Here is a 15,034-nt window from a genome sequence, read left to right as displayed (position 1 = left end):
GGGACTCCTACTCGGCGCCGGGCGAGACGATCTCGGTGATCCGGATACCGAAGTTCTCGTCCACCACGACCACCTCGCCGCGGGCGATCAGGCGGCCGTTCACCAGCAGGTCGGCCGGGCTGCCGGCGGCCCGGTCCAGCTCGACGATGGCGCCCGGGATCAGCGAGAGCAGCTCGCGCACGCTCATCCGGGTCCGGCCCAGCTCGGCCGAGACCTCCATCTCCACGTCGTGCAGCATGTCCAGCCCGGCGCCCCGGGAGCCGAGCGCCGACGAGGTCCGCTGAGCCACCCCGCCGCCGGTGGCGGCGGCCGTCATGGCTGCCATCGGATCGTCGGTCGGCCACGGGCTGAGCGCCATGGCGATCACCGCGCGGACGTCCTCGTCGTCGCGCAGCGGGATGGCGACCGCACCCTCCTTGGTGGCCAGCGCGCTGAGCGCCACCTGCGGGTCCATCACCTGCCCCGGGTCGAGGATCACCGGTCCGAACACCCGGGAGGCGGCCTCGAGGGCCGGCCGGACGGCCGCGGTCAGGTCCAGCTCGCCGAGCGGGCTCTCCTTGAGCGCGTCCGCGAGATCCTGGCCGACCACCACGACGACCTCGCCGGAGGCCGCGCCGCTGAAGCGCGCGGTGACCGCCTGGCCCTCGATCACTGTCTCGCCGGGAGTCACCGGGTCGCCGGCGAACAGGGCACGACTGGTGGGCAGTACCGCCAGCGCGGCCTCGGCGGCGTTCCGGGCCAGTGACAGTTGCGGAGCGGTGATGGCAGGGGCGGTCATGAGCGGCCAGACTCCTTGGACGAGTTCTCATGGGGGGACGGCACGACGAGACAGGCGAGCCGAGCACCCTGATTGCCGGGTACGGCATGCGCGAAGACGATGTCGTTCACGGTGACCTCGAGCGGCCGGCTGGTCTGATGCCCCAGCGGCACGACGTCACCCGGACGTAGATCCACGATGTCATCGGTACGCATCCGAATGGGCTGGAATCGCACTGCTACGTCGATCGGAGCGGCGGAAAGTCCGGCGGTCAGGCTCCGCAGCGCCCTGTCCTTGGCCTGTCGCTCGGACGCGCTGAGCACGATCGTCTCGGTGCGGGAGAGCACCGGGAGGATCGTGTTGAACGGCAGGCAGATCGTGGAGATGCACTCCTCCGCACCGATCTTGGTCTCGAACGACGCCACCACGACCGCGTCGCCGGGCGCGTGCGCGCGGAGGAACTGCGCGTTGTACTCGATCTCCTTGAGCTTCGGCGAGATGTCCACCAGGCTCTCGAAGCCGTAGCGCATCTCGCCGAGCATCCGCTCGATCAGGCCGCGGAGCAGCGGCATCTCCACCTCGGTCAGCGGGCGCTCCGGCTGGGAGCCGCCGGGGCCGCCGAGCATGTGGTCGATCGCGGTCATCACCGCGGACTGGGCGATCTCCAGCAGGACCGTGCCGGGCAGCGGGTCGAGCGTGACCACCCCGATGATCGTGGGGTTGGCCAGCGACGCCACGTACTCGTCGTAGTTCAGTTGCTCGATGGAGATGAGCGAGACGTTGCTGACCGCGCGGAGGCGGGTGGTCAGCAGGGTGCCGCAGCTGCGCGCGTACGTCTCGAACGCGATCTGCAGGGTCCGGACGTGTTCACGGGAGAGCTTGATCGGGCGACGGAAGTCGTACGCCGTCGGCCCCCCGCCCTGGCCACGGCGCGACATCTTGCCCGGGGTGCGTGCGGTGGTGGTCACGTCGTCCTGATCGGCGGACTTCGCGAACCGCTGAGTGCTGGGGGCGGTTTTGCCCCTTAATACACGAAAGGGCGGGTCTCCCCGAAGAGACCCGCCCTCACCCGCTATTACGTGTTACCGCTGACTACGACGTTCGGTTACTGCGTCACGAAGGAGGTGTAGTAGATGTCCATGACCTCCTTGGTCCCGTCCACCGTGTAGGCCTTGATCAGCTTGGCCAGCAGGTCCGCCTTGAGCTTCGCGCGGCCTTCCTCGGTGGAGAGCTCGGCGACCTTCACGCCGGTGTACTCGTCGATCGCCAGCTCGTAGGCCTCGCTCAGGTCGACCGCCTCGGCGGCCGCCTCGGTCTGCTGCAGGGCGAAGCCGAGCTTCAGGTAGTGACCGTCGGCCAGGTTCACCGTGATCGTGTTGTCGGCCGCGGTGACGACGCCCTTCTTCGGCGCCGCCTCGGCCGAGTCGCCGCGGAGCATGAAGAACGCTCCGGCGCCACCGCCGCCCAGCACCACCAGCACCGCCGCGATCACGATCATCATCTTCTTGCTGGACTTCTTCGGCGCTTCCACCGCAGCAGTGTCCTTTTCGTCAGCCATGAGAAGTCCCCTCAGTTCTTGTTGTCAGAGATGATCGTGGAGTAATTGCTGGGCGTGCCGTCCGTACCGGTGGTGCTGGAGCCTGAGGAGTTGTCGGCCTCGACCGTCGTCGCCGCGGCCTCGGCGGCGGCCTTGGCCTCGGCCGAGGTCTGGCCGGCGTGCAGCTTGGTGTCGGTGCCGGCAGCCGAGGGCAGCAGCGCCGCCTGGTCGGCCGACAGCATGGTCAGCACGACCACGTCCACCCGGCGGTTCATCGTGATCGACCGCGGGTCCTTCGGGTCGATCAGCGGCTTGGTGTCGGAGAAACCGACAGCGCTGAGCCGCTTCTTCGGGATGCCGTGCCCGGTGAAGTACCGGACCGTGGTGGAGGCACGAGCCGCGGAGAGCTCCCAGCCGCTCGGGTAGTACTTGGTCCGCGCCTTGAGCTGGTTGGTGTTGCCGTCCACCTCGATGTTGTTCGGCAGCTTGGCCAGCGTCGGGGCGATCGCGTTAAGGATCTTCTCGCCGGTGGGGCGCAGGTCCGCCCGGTCGCCGGCGAAGACGACCTCATTGGTGACCACCGTGACGACCAGGCCCCGCTGATCGATCGTGAACTTCACGTTGTTGAGCAGCTTCGCGGCGGCCAGAGCGTCAGAGATCTTGTTCTCGATCGCCTTCAGGTCCTCCGCCTCCTTCGCTGCCTTCTCGGCGTTGGCCGATGCCTTGGCGCGGTCCTCGGCCTTGACCGCCCGGTCGACCGCTTCCTGCTGCTTCTTGCTCAGGCCCTCGGTCCCGGAGGCCCCGTCACCCGGGTTGGAGCCCGGGTCGATCTGCACGATCTGCGCGTTGTTCGAGGCGCCGTCCAGCGGGGCGTAGTTGCCGCTGAAGGCCGCGCTCTTGGAGCCGAAGCCGGCCGAGAGACCCTGCGCCAGCTGGGCGAACTTCTTGGTGTTGATGTCACTCATGGAGAACAGGACGACGAAGAGGACGAACAACAGGGTGAGCATGTCGGCGTACGACACGAGCCAGCGCTCGTGGTTGACGTGCTCTTCGTGCTCCTCATGGGCTTTCTTGCGCTTGCCACCACCAGAACTCATGCTCAGGCCGCCTTCTTGGAGGAGGCCATGGCCTCAGCCTTCTTCATCTCGTCCGGGGGGAGCAGGCTGCGCAGCTTCTGGGCGACCAGACGCGGGTTCGAGCCGGCCTGGATGGCCAGGACACCGTCGATGACCAGCTCCATCTCCTCCGCCTCGACCCCGCTGAGCCGGGTCAGGCGGGCCGCCATCGGCAGCCAGATGATGTTGGCGCTGAGCACGCCCCACAGGGTGGCGACGAACGCCGCGGAGATCGAGTGACCGAGCGTCTCGGGCTTGTCGAGGTTCTCCAGCACGTGGACCAGGCCCATGACCGTGCCGATGATGCCGATCGTCGGGGCGTAGCCACCCATGTTCTCGAAGAACTTGGTGCCGGCCTTGTCGGCCTTCTTCTTCGCGGCGACCTCGGCGTGCAGGATGTCGTGCAGCTCATCCGGGTCGGTGCCGTCGATGGCCAGCTGCAGCCCCCGCTTGAGGAAGGGGTGCTCAACCGTCTTGACCGCGTCCTCGAGGGCCAGCAGGCCCTCGCGGCGGGCCCGCTCGGCCAGCTTCACGACGTTGTCGAGCAGCTGGGTCGGCGGCGTCACCTTGGCGGTGAAGGCCTTCTTGAGCTGGTTGACGAACCCGGTCGCGTCCTTCAGGACACCGCCGGCCATGGCGGCGGCGAACGCGCCGCCGAAGACCAGGATCATGGACGGGATCAGGAGGATGGAGGCCGGCGAACCGCCCTCCAGGATCTGGACGGTGAAGACGATCACCAATCCGGCAAGCACTCCGACGATCGTGGAGATGTCCATGTCAGCGTTCCTTCCGGTGCAGCGGGAGCACCTTGGCGTCGAGGTCGTCGTCCGACGAGGAGTGGGCAGCCGTGGAAACTGGCTCCATACGGCTCGCCTGGGCGATGAGCGAGGCGCGGTAATGACGCACCGAGTCGATGAATTCGGGCACCGACTCAGAGATGACGTACTTGGTGCCGTCCACCAGGGTGACGACCGTGTCCGGCGTGCAGTCCACACGCTCGACCAGGTCCGGGTTCAGTGCGAACACGGCACCATTGATACGAGTTACGAGGATCAAGACTGTCCCGTCCTTGGTTCGTCCTTGGCTGGTGGAAGGCCCTCCGTGGCCCTACGCCTACTACTTCGGCGCGATCCCGGTTGCCGATGAGATCCAACCGGTCGCTATCCGGGTGCGAGCTGCGACGATCCGGGGCTCACACAGCGGCGGCCGGGGCAGGCATGAGTGCCCCGCCCCGGCCGCCGCCGGACAACCTGCCGCTGCTGCTAACGCTTCATGCTGACGAGCTCCTGGAGGATCTCGTCGGAGGTCGTGATGATTTTGGAGTTCGCCTGGAAGCCGCGCTGGGCGATGACCAGGTTGGTGAACTCCTGCGCCAGGTCGACGTTCGACATCTCCAGGGCCCCGCTCATCACCGCGCCCATGCCGGCGCTGCCGGGCTGACCCACCTGGGCGTACCCGGAGTTGACGGTATCCCGATACGTCGAGTCGCCGGCCTTCTCCAGACCGTTGACGTTCTTGAAGGTGGCCATGGCGACCTGACCCAGCACTTCCTTCAAGCCGTTGCTGTAGACGCCGATGATCTGACCGGTGTCAGACACGCTGTAGGAAAGTGAGGTGAGCGCACCCGACGTCTGCCCGTCGGTGTCGAACACCCGAGCGTCAGAGAGTCCGGAGTACGACGTGACATCGGAGATGTCGACCGTGTACGCGTTGGGTGCGCTGCCGATGCTCAGCGTCTTCTCCACGCCGCCGGCCCCGTCGCTCGGCTTGCCGCCGGAGAAGTTGATCGTCGCGTCACCGCTGACCGGGTCGCCGTTCTCGTCGAAGAGCGTGACCTTCCAGCTCGACGTGGTCGGGTCGGACGTGTTGTCGTACCCGGCCTGTCGCTCCATCTTCGCGGTGACCGTGTGCGTGCCACCCTGCGCGTCGAACACCTTGACCGGGATGGTGGTCGCGTAGGTGTCGCCGCCGTTGTCCGGATTGTTGACATCCGGGATTTTGTCGCTGCTCAAGTTGCCCTTGAGGGTGACCGTGGTGGTCGCCTTCGGCGGAATGGTGGCCCCGAGGGGCATGCGGATGTCGCCCGGCTGGACTGCCGAGTTGACGATGCCGTTAGTGGCCGTCCAGCCCTGCACCGGCTCGCCATTGGCACTGGCCAGCACACCGTTGGCGTCGAAGCCGAACGAGCCGGCCCGGGTGTAGAGCATCTCGTTGCCGCTGCGAGTGATGAAGAAGCCGTCACCCTGGATCATCATGTCGCCGGACTTGCCGGTGGTCTCCGCGGAGCCCTGTGCGAAGTTCGAGGTGATGCCGGCGACCCGGACACCGAGGCCGACCTGCGCCGGGTTCGAGCCGGCCTGACCGTTCTGGGGTGCGCCGGCCGCGCCGACCATCTGGCTGAGCGTGTCCTGGAACTGGACCGAGGTCGACTTGTAGCCCACCGTGTTGACGTTCGCGATGTTGTTGCCGGTGACGTCCATCATCTGCTGGTGCGCGTGCAGACCACTGATACCGGAGTAGAGAGAGCGCAGCATAAAGATTCCTTCGCGTTCAAGAAGTAAAGGGAAATGACGGAATCAGGCGGTCTGTGTAATCTCCGTGACCTTGGACAGCTCTACATCCGTGTTCCCGACCTTGAGCATCGGTTCGCTGTCTCCATTGAGCTTTGCCGCAGCAACCACGCCGGACTGCATGGCACCGGTCGGGTCCATGTACGTGACGGTCTTGCCGACCAGCGCGCTGGCGGTGACCATCCGCTGGCCCTTCATCATGCCGATCATGTCTTCCAGCTTCTCGACCTGCGTGAACTGCGCGGTCTGCGCCAGGAACTGGGTGGAATCCGCGGGATTCGACGGGTCCTGGTACTTCAGCTGAGCCACCAGCAGCTTCATGAAGGTGTCCTTGTCGCCGAGGTCTTTGTCCTTGGCGTTGGCCTTCGCGAGTGCAGCGGCTCTCGCGGCCGCCTGTACGGCTTCCGAAGAGGCACCCGTGGCGCCCGTTCCAGAGGTCGGCGAGGTCATCGACTTCTCCTGTCCCTTGGCTAGCTCACCCTGAACTTCGGCCCGGCATGAGATTTTCTTAGGGACAAATTTGCGGGCCCGCCGGATCGGCGGGCCCGCAATTTCGGATCTTCAATTTTCCGCGTACGTACGCGGTCGCGCGACGTCCTCAGGGTGCCAGCGAGATGCTGAGCTTGCCCTTGCCGTACCGGCTCACCTCGACCATCAGGTCCAGCCGGCGACCCAGGGCGAGCAGCACCGCCCGGGCGTCGCTCGGCAGCTCCATGCCCGGGTAGATCACCTGGTAGAGCTTGACGTGCGGCGCCCCCTCCTTGTTGAGGAGGCTGGTGAAGATGTTGCACAGCTCGAAGACGTTCTCCGCCAGGTTCGGGAAGAGCTGCTTCTCGTCGATGCTGTCCTCGGCGGCGCCGGGCGGCAGCAGACCGAGCGCGGCGCCGGCATTGGCCGCCAGACTCAGTTGCAGGCCCATCGACGCGTAGATCTTCTGGCCGGCGTCGGTGAAGATGGCCACCGTTGCGGTCCGGACCTCTTCCGCGCTGAGCGGGTCACCGGGACTGACGGTCACCTCACGGCCGAGGAGGTCCTCGAACAGGTTGCGTACGGCTAGTGAGCCGGGAAGAACCGAGACGTCTGACATGTCGTAATCATCCCAAAATAGGAGCGAAAACTTCGTCGAATCGCTCAGCGGTGAAGGGCTTGACGATGAAGAAGGCCGAACCCGAGGCTTCGGCGGCGGTCTTCATCTCGGGTGTGCACTCCGAGGTGACAAAACCGAATTTGACGCTGTTGCCGGCGGCGCGGAGTTGTCGCAACACCTCGATACCGGTCAGATGCGGCATATTCCAGTCGGAGATCACCAGATCCGGCTGCTCCGCCGTGGTCTTGTCAAACGCCTCCTGCCCGTCAGCAGCCTCGATCAGGGCGTGGTCGCCGAAACCGGCCTGCCGCAGGGTACGAACGACGATCTGCCGCATCACCCTGCTGTCATCAGCAATCAGGATTTTCATGCACCCTCCTCCTTCGTGTCGGTGCTGCTCTGCCACATCGAAATGGACACCGGCTCGCCCTCCCAGAGTCCATAGACGCCGCTGATGCGTTGGGTGTTCGGGAAACGCGCCGAGGTCTCCGGCGCGAGCGAAACTTGTGGGAGGGACAGGTGCGAGCCCGGCGGGAGCATCGCCTTGACGTTGCCGCCGACGATGTTCGCCAGTTCGCCGAGCGTGTCGGAGATGTCCTCCTCACTGACCTCGTCCTGCTCCATCGCCAGGAAGGCGGCCGCGGCGCGCTGGGCGGCGGCCCGGGACGACGCGTACACGATGTGGCCGCTCCACGACCCTGTGATGGAGACCGAGGAGTGCACCTCGGAGGGCTGGTTCTCGTCGTACGTCGGGATCAGCGGGCTCACGCCCTCCGGATCCAGATATGACTCCCAGACCTGTTCCACCATCTCCGCGAGGTCGTTCTCGTCCACCTCGACTTCGACACTCATGAGTTTGCTCCGGTCGGCACGAGGCCCAGCAGGGCCAGCTTCTCGATCATGGCGCCCTCGGTGAAGGGCTTGATCACGTACTCGTGGGCGCCCGCGGCGAGTGCGCGGACGATCTGACTCTGTTCGCTCTCGGTGGTGACCATCACCAGGGTCATCTCCCGCAGCCGCGGATCGGCCCGGACCTTCACGACGAACTCGAGCCCGTTCATGTTGGGCATGTTCCAGTCGATGAGGGCCAGTTCCGGAACCTCGGTCATGTCGGCGAGGAGATCGAGCGCCTCCTTGCCGTCACCCGCCTCAACCGCCTCGAAGCTCAGCTTCGTGACGATGCGCTTGAGGATCATGCGCATCGCGCGCGAATCGTCGATCACCATGGCGCGCATCGGCGTCATCCCCTTCTCCCGGCGCCCGCAGGCACCGCGTTACGGATTCGGTACGCGGATGTGCGGCCAGCGGCCACCCGCTCGTAGTTGTCGTCGATCCCGATCGTCGTCTCGGCCGCTCCGAGGAACAGCCAGCCGTCCGGGCGCAGCAGCTTCGCGGCCTGCTGCAGCACCTGGCGCTTGGTGGCCACGTCGAAGTAGATGAGGACGTTGCGCAGGAAGATCACGTCGAACGGTTGCATCGGCGGGAACGGCGCGGTCAGGCTCATGTGCTTGAACGACACGTTCCGGCGCAGCGGCTGGATGATCCGCCAGTGCGCGCCGGCCCGCTCGAAGTACTGCACCAGCTGGGTGGCGGGCAGGCCCCGGTTCACCTCGACCTGGCTGTACTCGCCCTTCGAGGCGCGCTCGACCATGGTGTGCGAGATGTCGGTGCCCTGGATCTCGTAGTTCCAGCCGGTCGGCAGGTTCTCCTGCATGGTGATCGCCAGGCTGTACGCCTCCTGACCGCTGGAACTGGCCGCCGACCAGAAGCGCAGTTTGCGGGTGGACGCCCGGGACTTCACCAGCTCGGGCAGCACCACGTCGGTGAGCGCGGAGAACGGCTCCCGGTCCCGGAACCAGGACGTCTCGTTGGTGGTCAGCGCGTCGATGATCTTGCGCTGGAACTGCGGGTTGGGCCGGCGCTGCAGGTCGGCCAGGAACTCGTTGACGTTCGCCGCGCCGACCGCGCGGGCGACCGGGATCAGCCGCGCCTCGACCAGGTACTCCTTGCCCGGGGCCAGCACGATCGAGGCTTCCTTGCGGACCAGGTTGGAGACGAACGAGAAGTCCGATTGCGAGAGGGTCATCGCGCCACCGCCGCGGACCGTCCCACGCGAACCCGGTTGAGCAGCGCGCCCGCTATCCGGTCCAGCGGCAGCACCTCGTCCGCGAGGCCCGCACCGACCACGGCGCCGGGCATGCCCCAGACCACCGAACTCGCCTCGTCCTGCGCCAAGATCTCGCAGCCCGCGTCTCGTAGCACTTTCGCACCACCCCGTCCGTCTTGTCCCATGCCGGTGAGGACGGCCGCGAAGGCGGTGCCGCCGTACAGCGCCGCCACCGACCGGAACATCACGTCCACGGCCGGTCGGCAGGAGTTCTCCTGTGGTGCGTTGCTGAGCTGGGTCAGCGTCGCCGTGCCCCGGCGGTTGAAGACCAGGTGCCGGTCGCCGGGCGCGATGTAGACCGTGCCGGCGGTGAGCTCCATGCCGTCACCGGCCTCCACCACCTTCAGCGGGGTGCTGCGGTCCAGCCGTTCGGCGAACATCTTGGTGAAGACCGGCGGCATGTGCTGGGTGATCACCACGGGGACCGCCAGGTCCGCGGGCAGACCGAGCAGCACCTTGGTGAGCGCGTCCGGGCCGCCGGTGGAGGAGCCGATCGCCAGGATGTCGATCCGGCCCTGCGGCCCGCTGCGGCGGGCGGCAGCGGGCCGAGCCGGCGCCGGTCCGGAAGCGGGTGGGCGGGCCGCGCCGGGCGGCGGTGGCGGGCCGGGCCGTCCCGGCGCCGCGGCACCGGGACGCAGCCCGGCAGCCGGCGCCGGACCACGCGGTGGCGCGGACGGCGGCGGCGTCCGGCGGCGTCCGCCGAGCGCTTGGATCTTCGGTACGAGCTGGTCCCGCACCGCCTGGATGGACTCCTTGACCGAGCCCACGTTGCTGGGCTTGGTGACGTAGTCGGTCGCGCCGGCGGCAAGAGCCTCCAGGGTGGCGCTGGCACCCGCCGCGGACAGCGTGCTGAACATGATCACCGGCAGTGCCGCGTGCCGTTTCCGCAGCTCACGAACGGCTTCGATGCCGTCCATCTGCGGCATCTCGATGTCCATGGTGACCACGTCGGGCTTGAGCTGATCGATCTTGGCTTGGGCCAGCAGGCCGTTCGCCGCGGTGCCGACCACCTGGATGCCCGGAGCATCCCCGAGAGCGTCGACGATCAGCCGCCGGACCACCACGGAATCGTCGACGACGAGAACCGAGATCATTCGACCACTCCCTTCAACCGAGCCAGGCCGGACCGAGTGCCGCAACCACCGGCGCGAGCAGCCGGTGCGCCGTTGCGGTGTCCAGCAGATCGCGAACCACCAGCGCCTGAACAGCGCCGCTGAGCATGTTCCAGACCCCACCGGCCCGGTCGGCCAGCGGAATGCCGGCCGTGTCCACCGCCTGTACCAGCAGCATCTGCGCCGCGGCGGCGGTACGGACCCGATCCGAGAGATACGCCGCCCAGGACGCCGAGTGCACGGCGGGCGACCAGCCCGCGGTGTTGCGCCGGGCGTCGTCGGCGGCCGTCGACACCCGTTTCCGGTCCTCCGGCCGCAGCGTGTGCAGCCGGTCGAGCAGGGCGGAGACCGTGTAGTGGTGCGGTCCCAGGTCGATCGGGGCGCCGGCCGGCAGCTTGCGCACCGCGGACACCCAGCCGGCGCCGAGGCGGCGGCGGGTGTCGTCGTCCAGGACCTCGCGCAGGTAGCAGGCGACCGCGGCGTCGCAGAGCAGCGCGGTCGCCCCGGCCGCCTCCTCGGTCTGCCGGGCGGCCCGGCCGGTGCCCTCCCAGGTCCACGACATCACGTCGTAGCGCAGGCAGGTGAGCAGCGAGTCGACCGAACCGATCGGCGCGCGCTCGACCAGGGCGAGGTTTCCCGCCGGGTCGTCCTTCGACATCCCCTTGAGGCTCGGCATCCGGCGCGCGGCGCTCTCCACCTCGACCCAGAGCGGGCCCCGGGTGTCCTCGTCGGGTAGCCGCGCGGCGAGCACCGGCAGGTCGGCGACCTGCAGGCGCAGCGCGCGCAGCATGACGTCGGCCGCCGCCGACCCGCCCGGCAGGCGGGTCAGGTCGAAGCCCAGGACCGGGGCGCTGACCAGGCTGTACATCAGTTGGTGGCGCGGTACGTGTCGACCGCCTGATTGACGTCGAGGGCGAGCATCAACCGTCCGTCCAGTTTGAACGTGCCGACCACCAGCTCCCGGGTCGGGCCGCTGAGGGTGTCCGGTGGCGGCTCGAACGTCTCGTCGTCCAGATCGACCACCTCACCGATCTTGTCGACCAGCAGGCTCACCGGCTCGCCGTCGCCGCGCAGGATCACGTTCATCACCGGCCCCTGCAGCGCCTGCCGGGCGAGCCCGAGCTGGACCCGCAGGTCGACCGCCGCGATCACCTGGCCCCGGAGGTTGAACAGGCCACCGACGGCCTTCGGGGCGAGCGGCACCGGGGTGTACTCGTTGTACGAGAGCACCTCCTGCACGGTGTGCACCTCGACGCCGAAGAGCTGGCCGTCCACCTCGAAGGTGGCGAACTGGCGACTCGCCATCTCAGGCCTCCACCAGCATGTCGTCGGACGCGTCGCTGTAGAAGTTCGGGTCGGCGGCGAGGATGGCCCGGCGTACGTCGAGCAGCTCGGTGACCCGTTGCTGGATCACCGCGGTGCCGACCAGCCCGTCCTCCTCGGCGTCCCGGCGTGCCGCCGTCGAGTTCTCGGCGATGTCCACGATCCGGTCGACCACCAGCGCCACGCTCCGTCCGCCCTCGCTGTAGACGACCACCGACACGGTGTCGCCCTCGGGCTCCTCGCCGTACGCGCCGAGCAGGTGCGACAACCGCACCAGCGGCAGGATCTGCCCTCGGTACTGCACGACTTCGCGGGAGCCGGCGTGTTCGATCCGGTCCTTGGGGAACTCCTCGAGCCGGGTGACCGTGTCCAGCGGGATCGCCACCCGGCGTTCGCCGACCGCGGTGACCAGCAGGCGCTGCATCTTGCCCTCGCCGGAGGCCTTCGAGTTGGCGACGACGTTCTCGCGTTCCGAGTCGACGGCCAGGTGGGAGCGGCGGGCCAGCGACGAGACGTCCAGGATCAGGCCGACCTTGCCGTCGCCGAGGATCGTCGCGCCGGCGTACAGGCCGATGTCCTTGAACCGGGTGTTCAAGGCCTTGACCACGACCTCTTCGGTGTTCAGCACCCGGTCCACGACCATGCCGAACCGGCGGCCGTCGGCCTGCAGCACCATGATGTAGACGCCCTGGTCGCCACCGACCTCCAGACCGAGCGCGCGGTCCAGCCGGATCAGCGGCAGCAGTTTGCCGCGCAGGCGGTAGACCGGGGCGCCCGAGGCGTACTCGATCTTGGTGGACTGTCCGTCGATGAAGACCAGTTCGAGCACCGCGACCTGCGGGACCACGTACCGGTGCTCACCGCAGTCGACGGTGAGCGCCTGGATGATGGCCAGGGTCAGCGGGATGGTGAGCCGCCAGACCGTACCCTCGCCGGGCGTCGAGTCGACGCTGACCGCGCCACCGATGTTCTCGATGTTGGTCTTGACCACGTCCATGCCGACACCGCGGCCGGAGACGTTGGTGACCTTGGCAGCGGTGGAGAAGCCGGGCTGGAAGACCATCGCCATGATGTCGCGCCGGTCCATGTTCGCGACCTGGTCCGGGCGGAGCAGGCCCTTCTCCACGGCCTTCGCCGCGATCCGGTCGACGTCCAGACCGGCGCCGTCGTCGGCGACCTCGACCGCGACGTGCCCGCCCTCGTGGTAGGCGCGGAGCGTCAGCGTGCCCTCGGTGCCCTTGCCTGCGGCGGCCCGGCGCTCCGGGTCCTCGATGCCGTGGTCGACCGCGTTGCGGACCAGGTGGGTCAGCGGGTCCTTGACCGCCTCGAGCAGGCTCCGGTCGAGCTCGGTGTCCTTGCCCTGCATCACCAGCTGGACCTGTTTGCCGAGCGAGTTGCTCAGGTCCCGGACGACGCGGGGCAGCTTCGACCAGATGTGCTCGATGGGCTGCATCCGGGTCTTCATGATGCCGGCCTGCAGCTCACTGGTGATCATGCCGAGTCGCTGGGCGCTGCGCACCAGGCCGGAGTCGCCGATCTCCATGACCCCGCGAACCAGCTGGTTACGGGCGAGCACCAGCTCGCCGACCATGTTCAGCAGGGTGTCCAGGAGGTCGACGTCGACCCGGATCGCGCTGTCCGCGATGCTCCGCTTCGGCGCCGCCTGCGACTGCAGGGCCTCGTTCACCGCGGCCGGCTGGGTCTTGCCCTCGTCCAGCAGGATGGTGCCGAGCTTGCGCTCGTCGCCCTCGATCTGCTGCTGCAGCGCGGTGGACACGTCGCCCGGCTGGGCGGCGCCCGCCTCGACCAGGATCTGGCCCAGCGGCTGCCGCTGTTCGGCGACCGGCTCGGGAACCGGGCGGGCCGGCGTCTCGTCGAGCGGCACCGGCGCTTCGCCGTCCGCGGCCGGAGCGGCCTCGGCGGCGGGCGCCGCGGCGGCGGCCGGAGCCTCCGCCTTCGCCTCGGTCGGCGCGTTCATCTGCGCGTTGACCTTGACGATGATGCTGTCGATGTCGACCTCGGACTCGGTGCCCTTCTCCTCGATCGAGGCGAGCAGCGAGCGGACACCGTCGATGGTGACGAGCAGAACGGTGATGGTCTCCGGGGTGACCGGCTGGACGCCGTCCCGCAATCGGGACAGCAGGGACTCACCCGCGTGCGCCAGCTTCTCCAACCGGGAGAACGCCAGGAACCCGCTGGTGCCCTTGATCGTGTGGATCGCCCGGAAGATGCGGGAGATCAAATCACGCGAGTCCGGTTCCTGTTCCAGGCTCACGAGGTCCCGGTCGATCTGGTCCAGGTTCTCGTGCGATTCCATCAGGAATTCGCCGACGATCTCGCCAAGGTCTTCCACGACACCTACCTCCTGCTCGGCTTCACAGCCCTCATCGACCCTGACGGGCACCAACTGAGAAGACTCACCCGGTACGCCCGACTTCTCAGGCTTCCCCGCCCGGGCGGCGGTAGCGATAGCCGAACCCGCGCACCGATTCGATCGGTGATTCCTCGGGATCGGACCAGCCGAGCTTGCGCCGCAATCGCAGCACCGCGAACTTGACCCGCTCCTGGCCGATGCCGGTCGGGTCGTCCCACGCCTGTGTGAGCAGCTGATTCGGCGAGAGCACCGCGCCGGCGTGCCGCACCAGCGCGTTCAGCAGGCGGAACTCGGTCGGCGTGAGCCGCTTCTCGTCCCCCTTGACGTAGACCCGGCGCTTGGTCGGGTCCAGGTGCACCAGGCCGTCGTCATAGATCTGGCTGGCCCAGCTGTTCTGCCCGGTGGACGAGCGGCGCAGCAGCGCCTCCACCCGGGCCAGCAGTTCGTTGTTGGCGAACGGCTTGGTCAGATAGTCATCCGCGCCGCCACGCAGGCCGCGGACCTTCTCCGCTTCCTGCCCGTGCGCGGTCAGCACCAGCACCGGCACGTCCGAGACGTCGCGGAGACGTTCCAGTACCTGCCAGCCGTCCATCTCCGGCAGACCCACGTCGAGCACCACCAGATCGGGGTGCTCGGCGTACGCCTCCTTGAGGCCGGAACGCCCGTCCGCGGCGTGGGCCACCTCGTACCCGGCGCGGCTGAACAACAGCCGCAGGGCGAGTGCGATGTCCGGGTCGTCTTCGACCACGAGTAGGCGACTCATCGTGTGTTCACCCTGCCCCCAACCCGTGCTCGCACCCGTTTTCGGGCACGGCCGATCTCCCTCGCGCCGCAGCCGGCGGTGGGAAGTTCGGTGTCTCGCTTGGCACCGTCCGCGCGACCGCGGACGGGAGAAATTCAAAGGCGCAAAAACACCATAGCGTGATGTCATCGCCTATTTACGGACAGTCACAGTTTAGCGGGCAAAGACCCTGTACACCGGCCGGTCGCCG

18 protein-coding genes are annotated in these 15,034 nt (G+C 67.9%); all 18 read right to left on the bottom strand.

Annotation, left to right across the window (positions count from 1 at the left end; all coding sequences use genetic code 11):
* Positions 1 to 7 precede the first annotated feature (7 nt).
* The 18 genes from fliN to Apa02nite_RS35300 all read right to left on the bottom strand — a co-directional run bounded on the left by fliN (position 8) and on the right by Apa02nite_RS35300 (position 14,805).
* Positions 8 to 778, bottom strand: a complete 771-nt coding sequence (gene fliN, locus Apa02nite_RS35385) for a flagellar motor switch protein FliN (protein ID WP_203828944.1) — start codon at positions 776 to 778, stop codon at positions 8 to 10.
* Positions 775 to 1,725 carry a flagellar motor switch protein FliM gene (locus Apa02nite_RS35380; RefSeq protein ID WP_239164765.1) on the bottom strand — a complete coding sequence of 317 codons (951 nt, stop codon included), beginning with the start codon at positions 1,723 to 1,725 and terminating at the stop codon, positions 775 to 777. Before Apa02nite_RS35380 ends, fliN begins: the two co-directional genes overlap by 4 nt.
* Before the next feature lie 137 nt (positions 1,726 to 1,862).
* Positions 1,863 to 2,315, bottom strand: coding sequence for a flagellar basal body-associated FliL family protein (locus Apa02nite_RS35375; RefSeq protein WP_067702674.1), 453 nt, complete (start codon positions 2,313 to 2,315; stop codon positions 1,863 to 1,865).
* 11 nt (positions 2,316 to 2,326) lie between these two features.
* The gene (locus Apa02nite_RS35370; protein ID WP_203828943.1) at positions 2,327 to 3,391 is read right to left on the bottom strand and encodes a flagellar motor protein MotB; all 1,065 of its coding nucleotides are present in this window, start codon (positions 3,389 to 3,391) and stop codon (positions 2,327 to 2,329) included.
* Positions 3,392 to 3,393: 2 nt separating this feature from the next.
* The gene (locus Apa02nite_RS35365; protein ID WP_067702669.1) at positions 3,394 to 4,185 is read right to left on the bottom strand and encodes a motility protein A; all 792 of its coding nucleotides are present in this window, start codon (positions 4,183 to 4,185) and stop codon (positions 3,394 to 3,396) included.
* A 1-nt stretch (position 4,186) separates the two neighbouring features.
* Positions 4,187 to 4,465 (bottom strand): flagellar FlbD family protein, encoded by a 279-nt coding sequence (locus Apa02nite_RS35360; protein WP_067702666.1) that lies wholly within the window; start codon positions 4,463 to 4,465, stop codon positions 4,187 to 4,189.
* A gap of 206 nt (positions 4,466 to 4,671) precedes the next feature.
* Positions 4,672 to 5,943 (bottom strand): flagellar hook protein FlgE, encoded by a 1,272-nt coding sequence (locus tag Apa02nite_RS35355; RefSeq protein ID WP_203828942.1) that lies wholly within the window; start codon positions 5,941 to 5,943, stop codon positions 4,672 to 4,674.
* Between the two features lie 42 nt (positions 5,944 to 5,985).
* The gene (locus Apa02nite_RS35350; RefSeq protein WP_203828941.1) at positions 5,986 to 6,429 is read right to left on the bottom strand and encodes a flagellar hook assembly protein FlgD; all 444 of its coding nucleotides are present in this window, start codon (positions 6,427 to 6,429) and stop codon (positions 5,986 to 5,988) included.
* A gap of 148 nt (positions 6,430 to 6,577) precedes the next feature.
* A complete protein-coding gene (locus Apa02nite_RS35345) occupies positions 6,578 to 7,066 on the bottom strand; it encodes a hypothetical protein (protein WP_067702658.1) in 489 nt (162 codons plus the stop codon).
* 7 nt (positions 7,067 to 7,073) lie between these two features.
* The gene (locus tag Apa02nite_RS35340) at positions 7,074 to 7,436 is read right to left on the bottom strand and encodes a response regulator (RefSeq protein WP_067702655.1); all 363 of its coding nucleotides are present in this window, start codon (positions 7,434 to 7,436) and stop codon (positions 7,074 to 7,076) included.
* A complete protein-coding gene (locus Apa02nite_RS35335; protein ID WP_203828940.1) occupies positions 7,433 to 7,918 on the bottom strand; it encodes a chemotaxis protein CheX in 486 nt (161 codons plus the stop codon). Before Apa02nite_RS35335 ends, Apa02nite_RS35340 begins: the two co-directional genes overlap by 4 nt.
* Entirely contained in the window at positions 7,915 to 8,310 is a 396-nt protein-coding gene (locus Apa02nite_RS35330; protein ID WP_083972308.1) for a response regulator, read from the bottom strand. The genes Apa02nite_RS35335 and Apa02nite_RS35330 overlap by 4 nt, the downstream gene beginning before the upstream one ends.
* The gene (locus tag Apa02nite_RS35325) at positions 8,307 to 9,152 is read right to left on the bottom strand and encodes a CheR family methyltransferase (protein ID WP_203828939.1); all 846 of its coding nucleotides are present in this window, start codon (positions 9,150 to 9,152) and stop codon (positions 8,307 to 8,309) included. The genes Apa02nite_RS35330 and Apa02nite_RS35325 overlap by 4 nt, the downstream gene beginning before the upstream one ends.
* Positions 9,149 to 10,327, bottom strand: coding sequence for a protein-glutamate methylesterase/protein-glutamine glutaminase (locus Apa02nite_RS35320; RefSeq protein WP_203828938.1), 1,179 nt, complete (start codon positions 10,325 to 10,327; stop codon positions 9,149 to 9,151). The genes Apa02nite_RS35325 and Apa02nite_RS35320 overlap by 4 nt, the downstream gene beginning before the upstream one ends.
* Positions 10,328 to 10,340: 13 nt before the next feature.
* Entirely contained in the window at positions 10,341 to 11,213 is an 873-nt protein-coding gene (locus Apa02nite_RS35315; protein ID WP_203828937.1) for a hypothetical protein, read from the bottom strand.
* A complete protein-coding gene (locus tag Apa02nite_RS35310; protein WP_203828936.1) occupies positions 11,213 to 11,650 on the bottom strand; it encodes a chemotaxis protein CheW in 438 nt (145 codons plus the stop codon). Before Apa02nite_RS35310 ends, Apa02nite_RS35315 begins: the two co-directional genes overlap by 1 nt.
* A gap of 1 nt (position 11,651) precedes the next feature.
* Positions 11,652 to 14,021, bottom strand: coding sequence for a chemotaxis protein CheA (locus Apa02nite_RS35305; protein WP_203828935.1), 2,370 nt, complete (start codon positions 14,019 to 14,021; stop codon positions 11,652 to 11,654).
* An 85-nt stretch (positions 14,022 to 14,106) separates the two neighbouring features.
* Complete coding sequence (locus Apa02nite_RS35300; RefSeq protein WP_067702631.1) at positions 14,107 to 14,805, bottom strand: response regulator transcription factor; 699 nt, start codon at positions 14,803 to 14,805, stop codon at positions 14,107 to 14,109.
* Between the last annotated feature and the right edge of the window lie 229 nt (positions 14,806 to 15,034).

Source organism: Actinoplanes palleronii, from assembly GCF_016862315.1.
Taxonomy (GTDB): domain Bacteria; phylum Actinomycetota; class Actinomycetes; order Mycobacteriales; family Micromonosporaceae; genus Actinoplanes; species Actinoplanes palleronii.
Note: the sequence above shows the minus strand (reverse complement) of the source record. Positions and strands in the feature narration are given on the sequence as shown.

What these genes read in the sequence shown, in the direction of transcription:
- fliN (WP_203828944.1), bottom strand. Translation starts at nt 778, where the DNA reads ATGACCGCCCCTGCCATCACCGCTCCGCAACTGTCACTGGCCCGGAAC.
- Apa02nite_RS35375 (WP_067702674.1), bottom strand. Translation starts at nt 2,315, where the DNA reads ATGGCTGACGAAAAGGACACTGCTGCGGTGGAAGCGCCGAAGAAGTCC.
- Apa02nite_RS35370 (WP_203828943.1), bottom strand. Translation starts at nt 3,391, where the DNA reads ATGAGTTCTGGTGGTGGCAAGCGCAAGAAAGCCCATGAGGAGCACGAA.
- Apa02nite_RS35365 (WP_067702669.1), bottom strand. Translation starts at nt 4,185, where the DNA reads ATGGACATCTCCACGATCGTCGGAGTGCTTGCCGGATTGGTGATCGTC.
- Apa02nite_RS35355 (WP_203828942.1), bottom strand. Translation starts at nt 5,943, where the DNA reads ATGCTGCGCTCTCTCTACTCCGGTATCAGTGGTCTGCACGCGCACCAG.
- Apa02nite_RS35350 (WP_203828941.1), bottom strand. Translation starts at nt 6,429, where the DNA reads ATGACCTCGCCGACCTCTGGAACGGGCGCCACGGGTGCCTCTTCGGAA.
- Apa02nite_RS35345 (WP_067702658.1), bottom strand. Translation starts at nt 7,066, where the DNA reads ATGTCAGACGTCTCGGTTCTTCCCGGCTCACTAGCCGTACGCAACCTG.
- Apa02nite_RS35340 (WP_067702655.1), bottom strand. Translation starts at nt 7,436, where the DNA reads ATGAAAATCCTGATTGCTGATGACAGCAGGGTGATGCGGCAGATCGTC.
- Apa02nite_RS35335 (WP_203828940.1), bottom strand. Translation starts at nt 7,918, where the DNA reads ATGAGTGTCGAAGTCGAGGTGGACGAGAACGACCTCGCGGAGATGGTG.
- Apa02nite_RS35330 (WP_083972308.1), bottom strand. Translation starts at nt 8,310, where the DNA reads ATGACGCCGATGCGCGCCATGGTGATCGACGATTCGCGCGCGATGCGC.
- Apa02nite_RS35325 (WP_203828939.1), bottom strand. Translation starts at nt 9,152, where the DNA reads ATGACCCTCTCGCAATCGGACTTCTCGTTCGTCTCCAACCTGGTCCGC.
- Apa02nite_RS35320 (WP_203828938.1), bottom strand. Translation starts at nt 10,327, where the DNA reads ATGATCTCGGTTCTCGTCGTCGACGATTCCGTGGTGGTCCGGCGGCTG.
- Apa02nite_RS35315 (WP_203828937.1), bottom strand. Translation starts at nt 11,213, where the DNA reads ATGTACAGCCTGGTCAGCGCCCCGGTCCTGGGCTTCGACCTGACCCGC.
- Apa02nite_RS35310 (WP_203828936.1), bottom strand. Translation starts at nt 11,650, where the DNA reads ATGGCGAGTCGCCAGTTCGCCACCTTCGAGGTGGACGGCCAGCTCTTC.
- Apa02nite_RS35300 (WP_067702631.1), bottom strand. Translation starts at nt 14,805, where the DNA reads ATGAGTCGCCTACTCGTGGTCGAAGACGACCCGGACATCGCACTCGCC.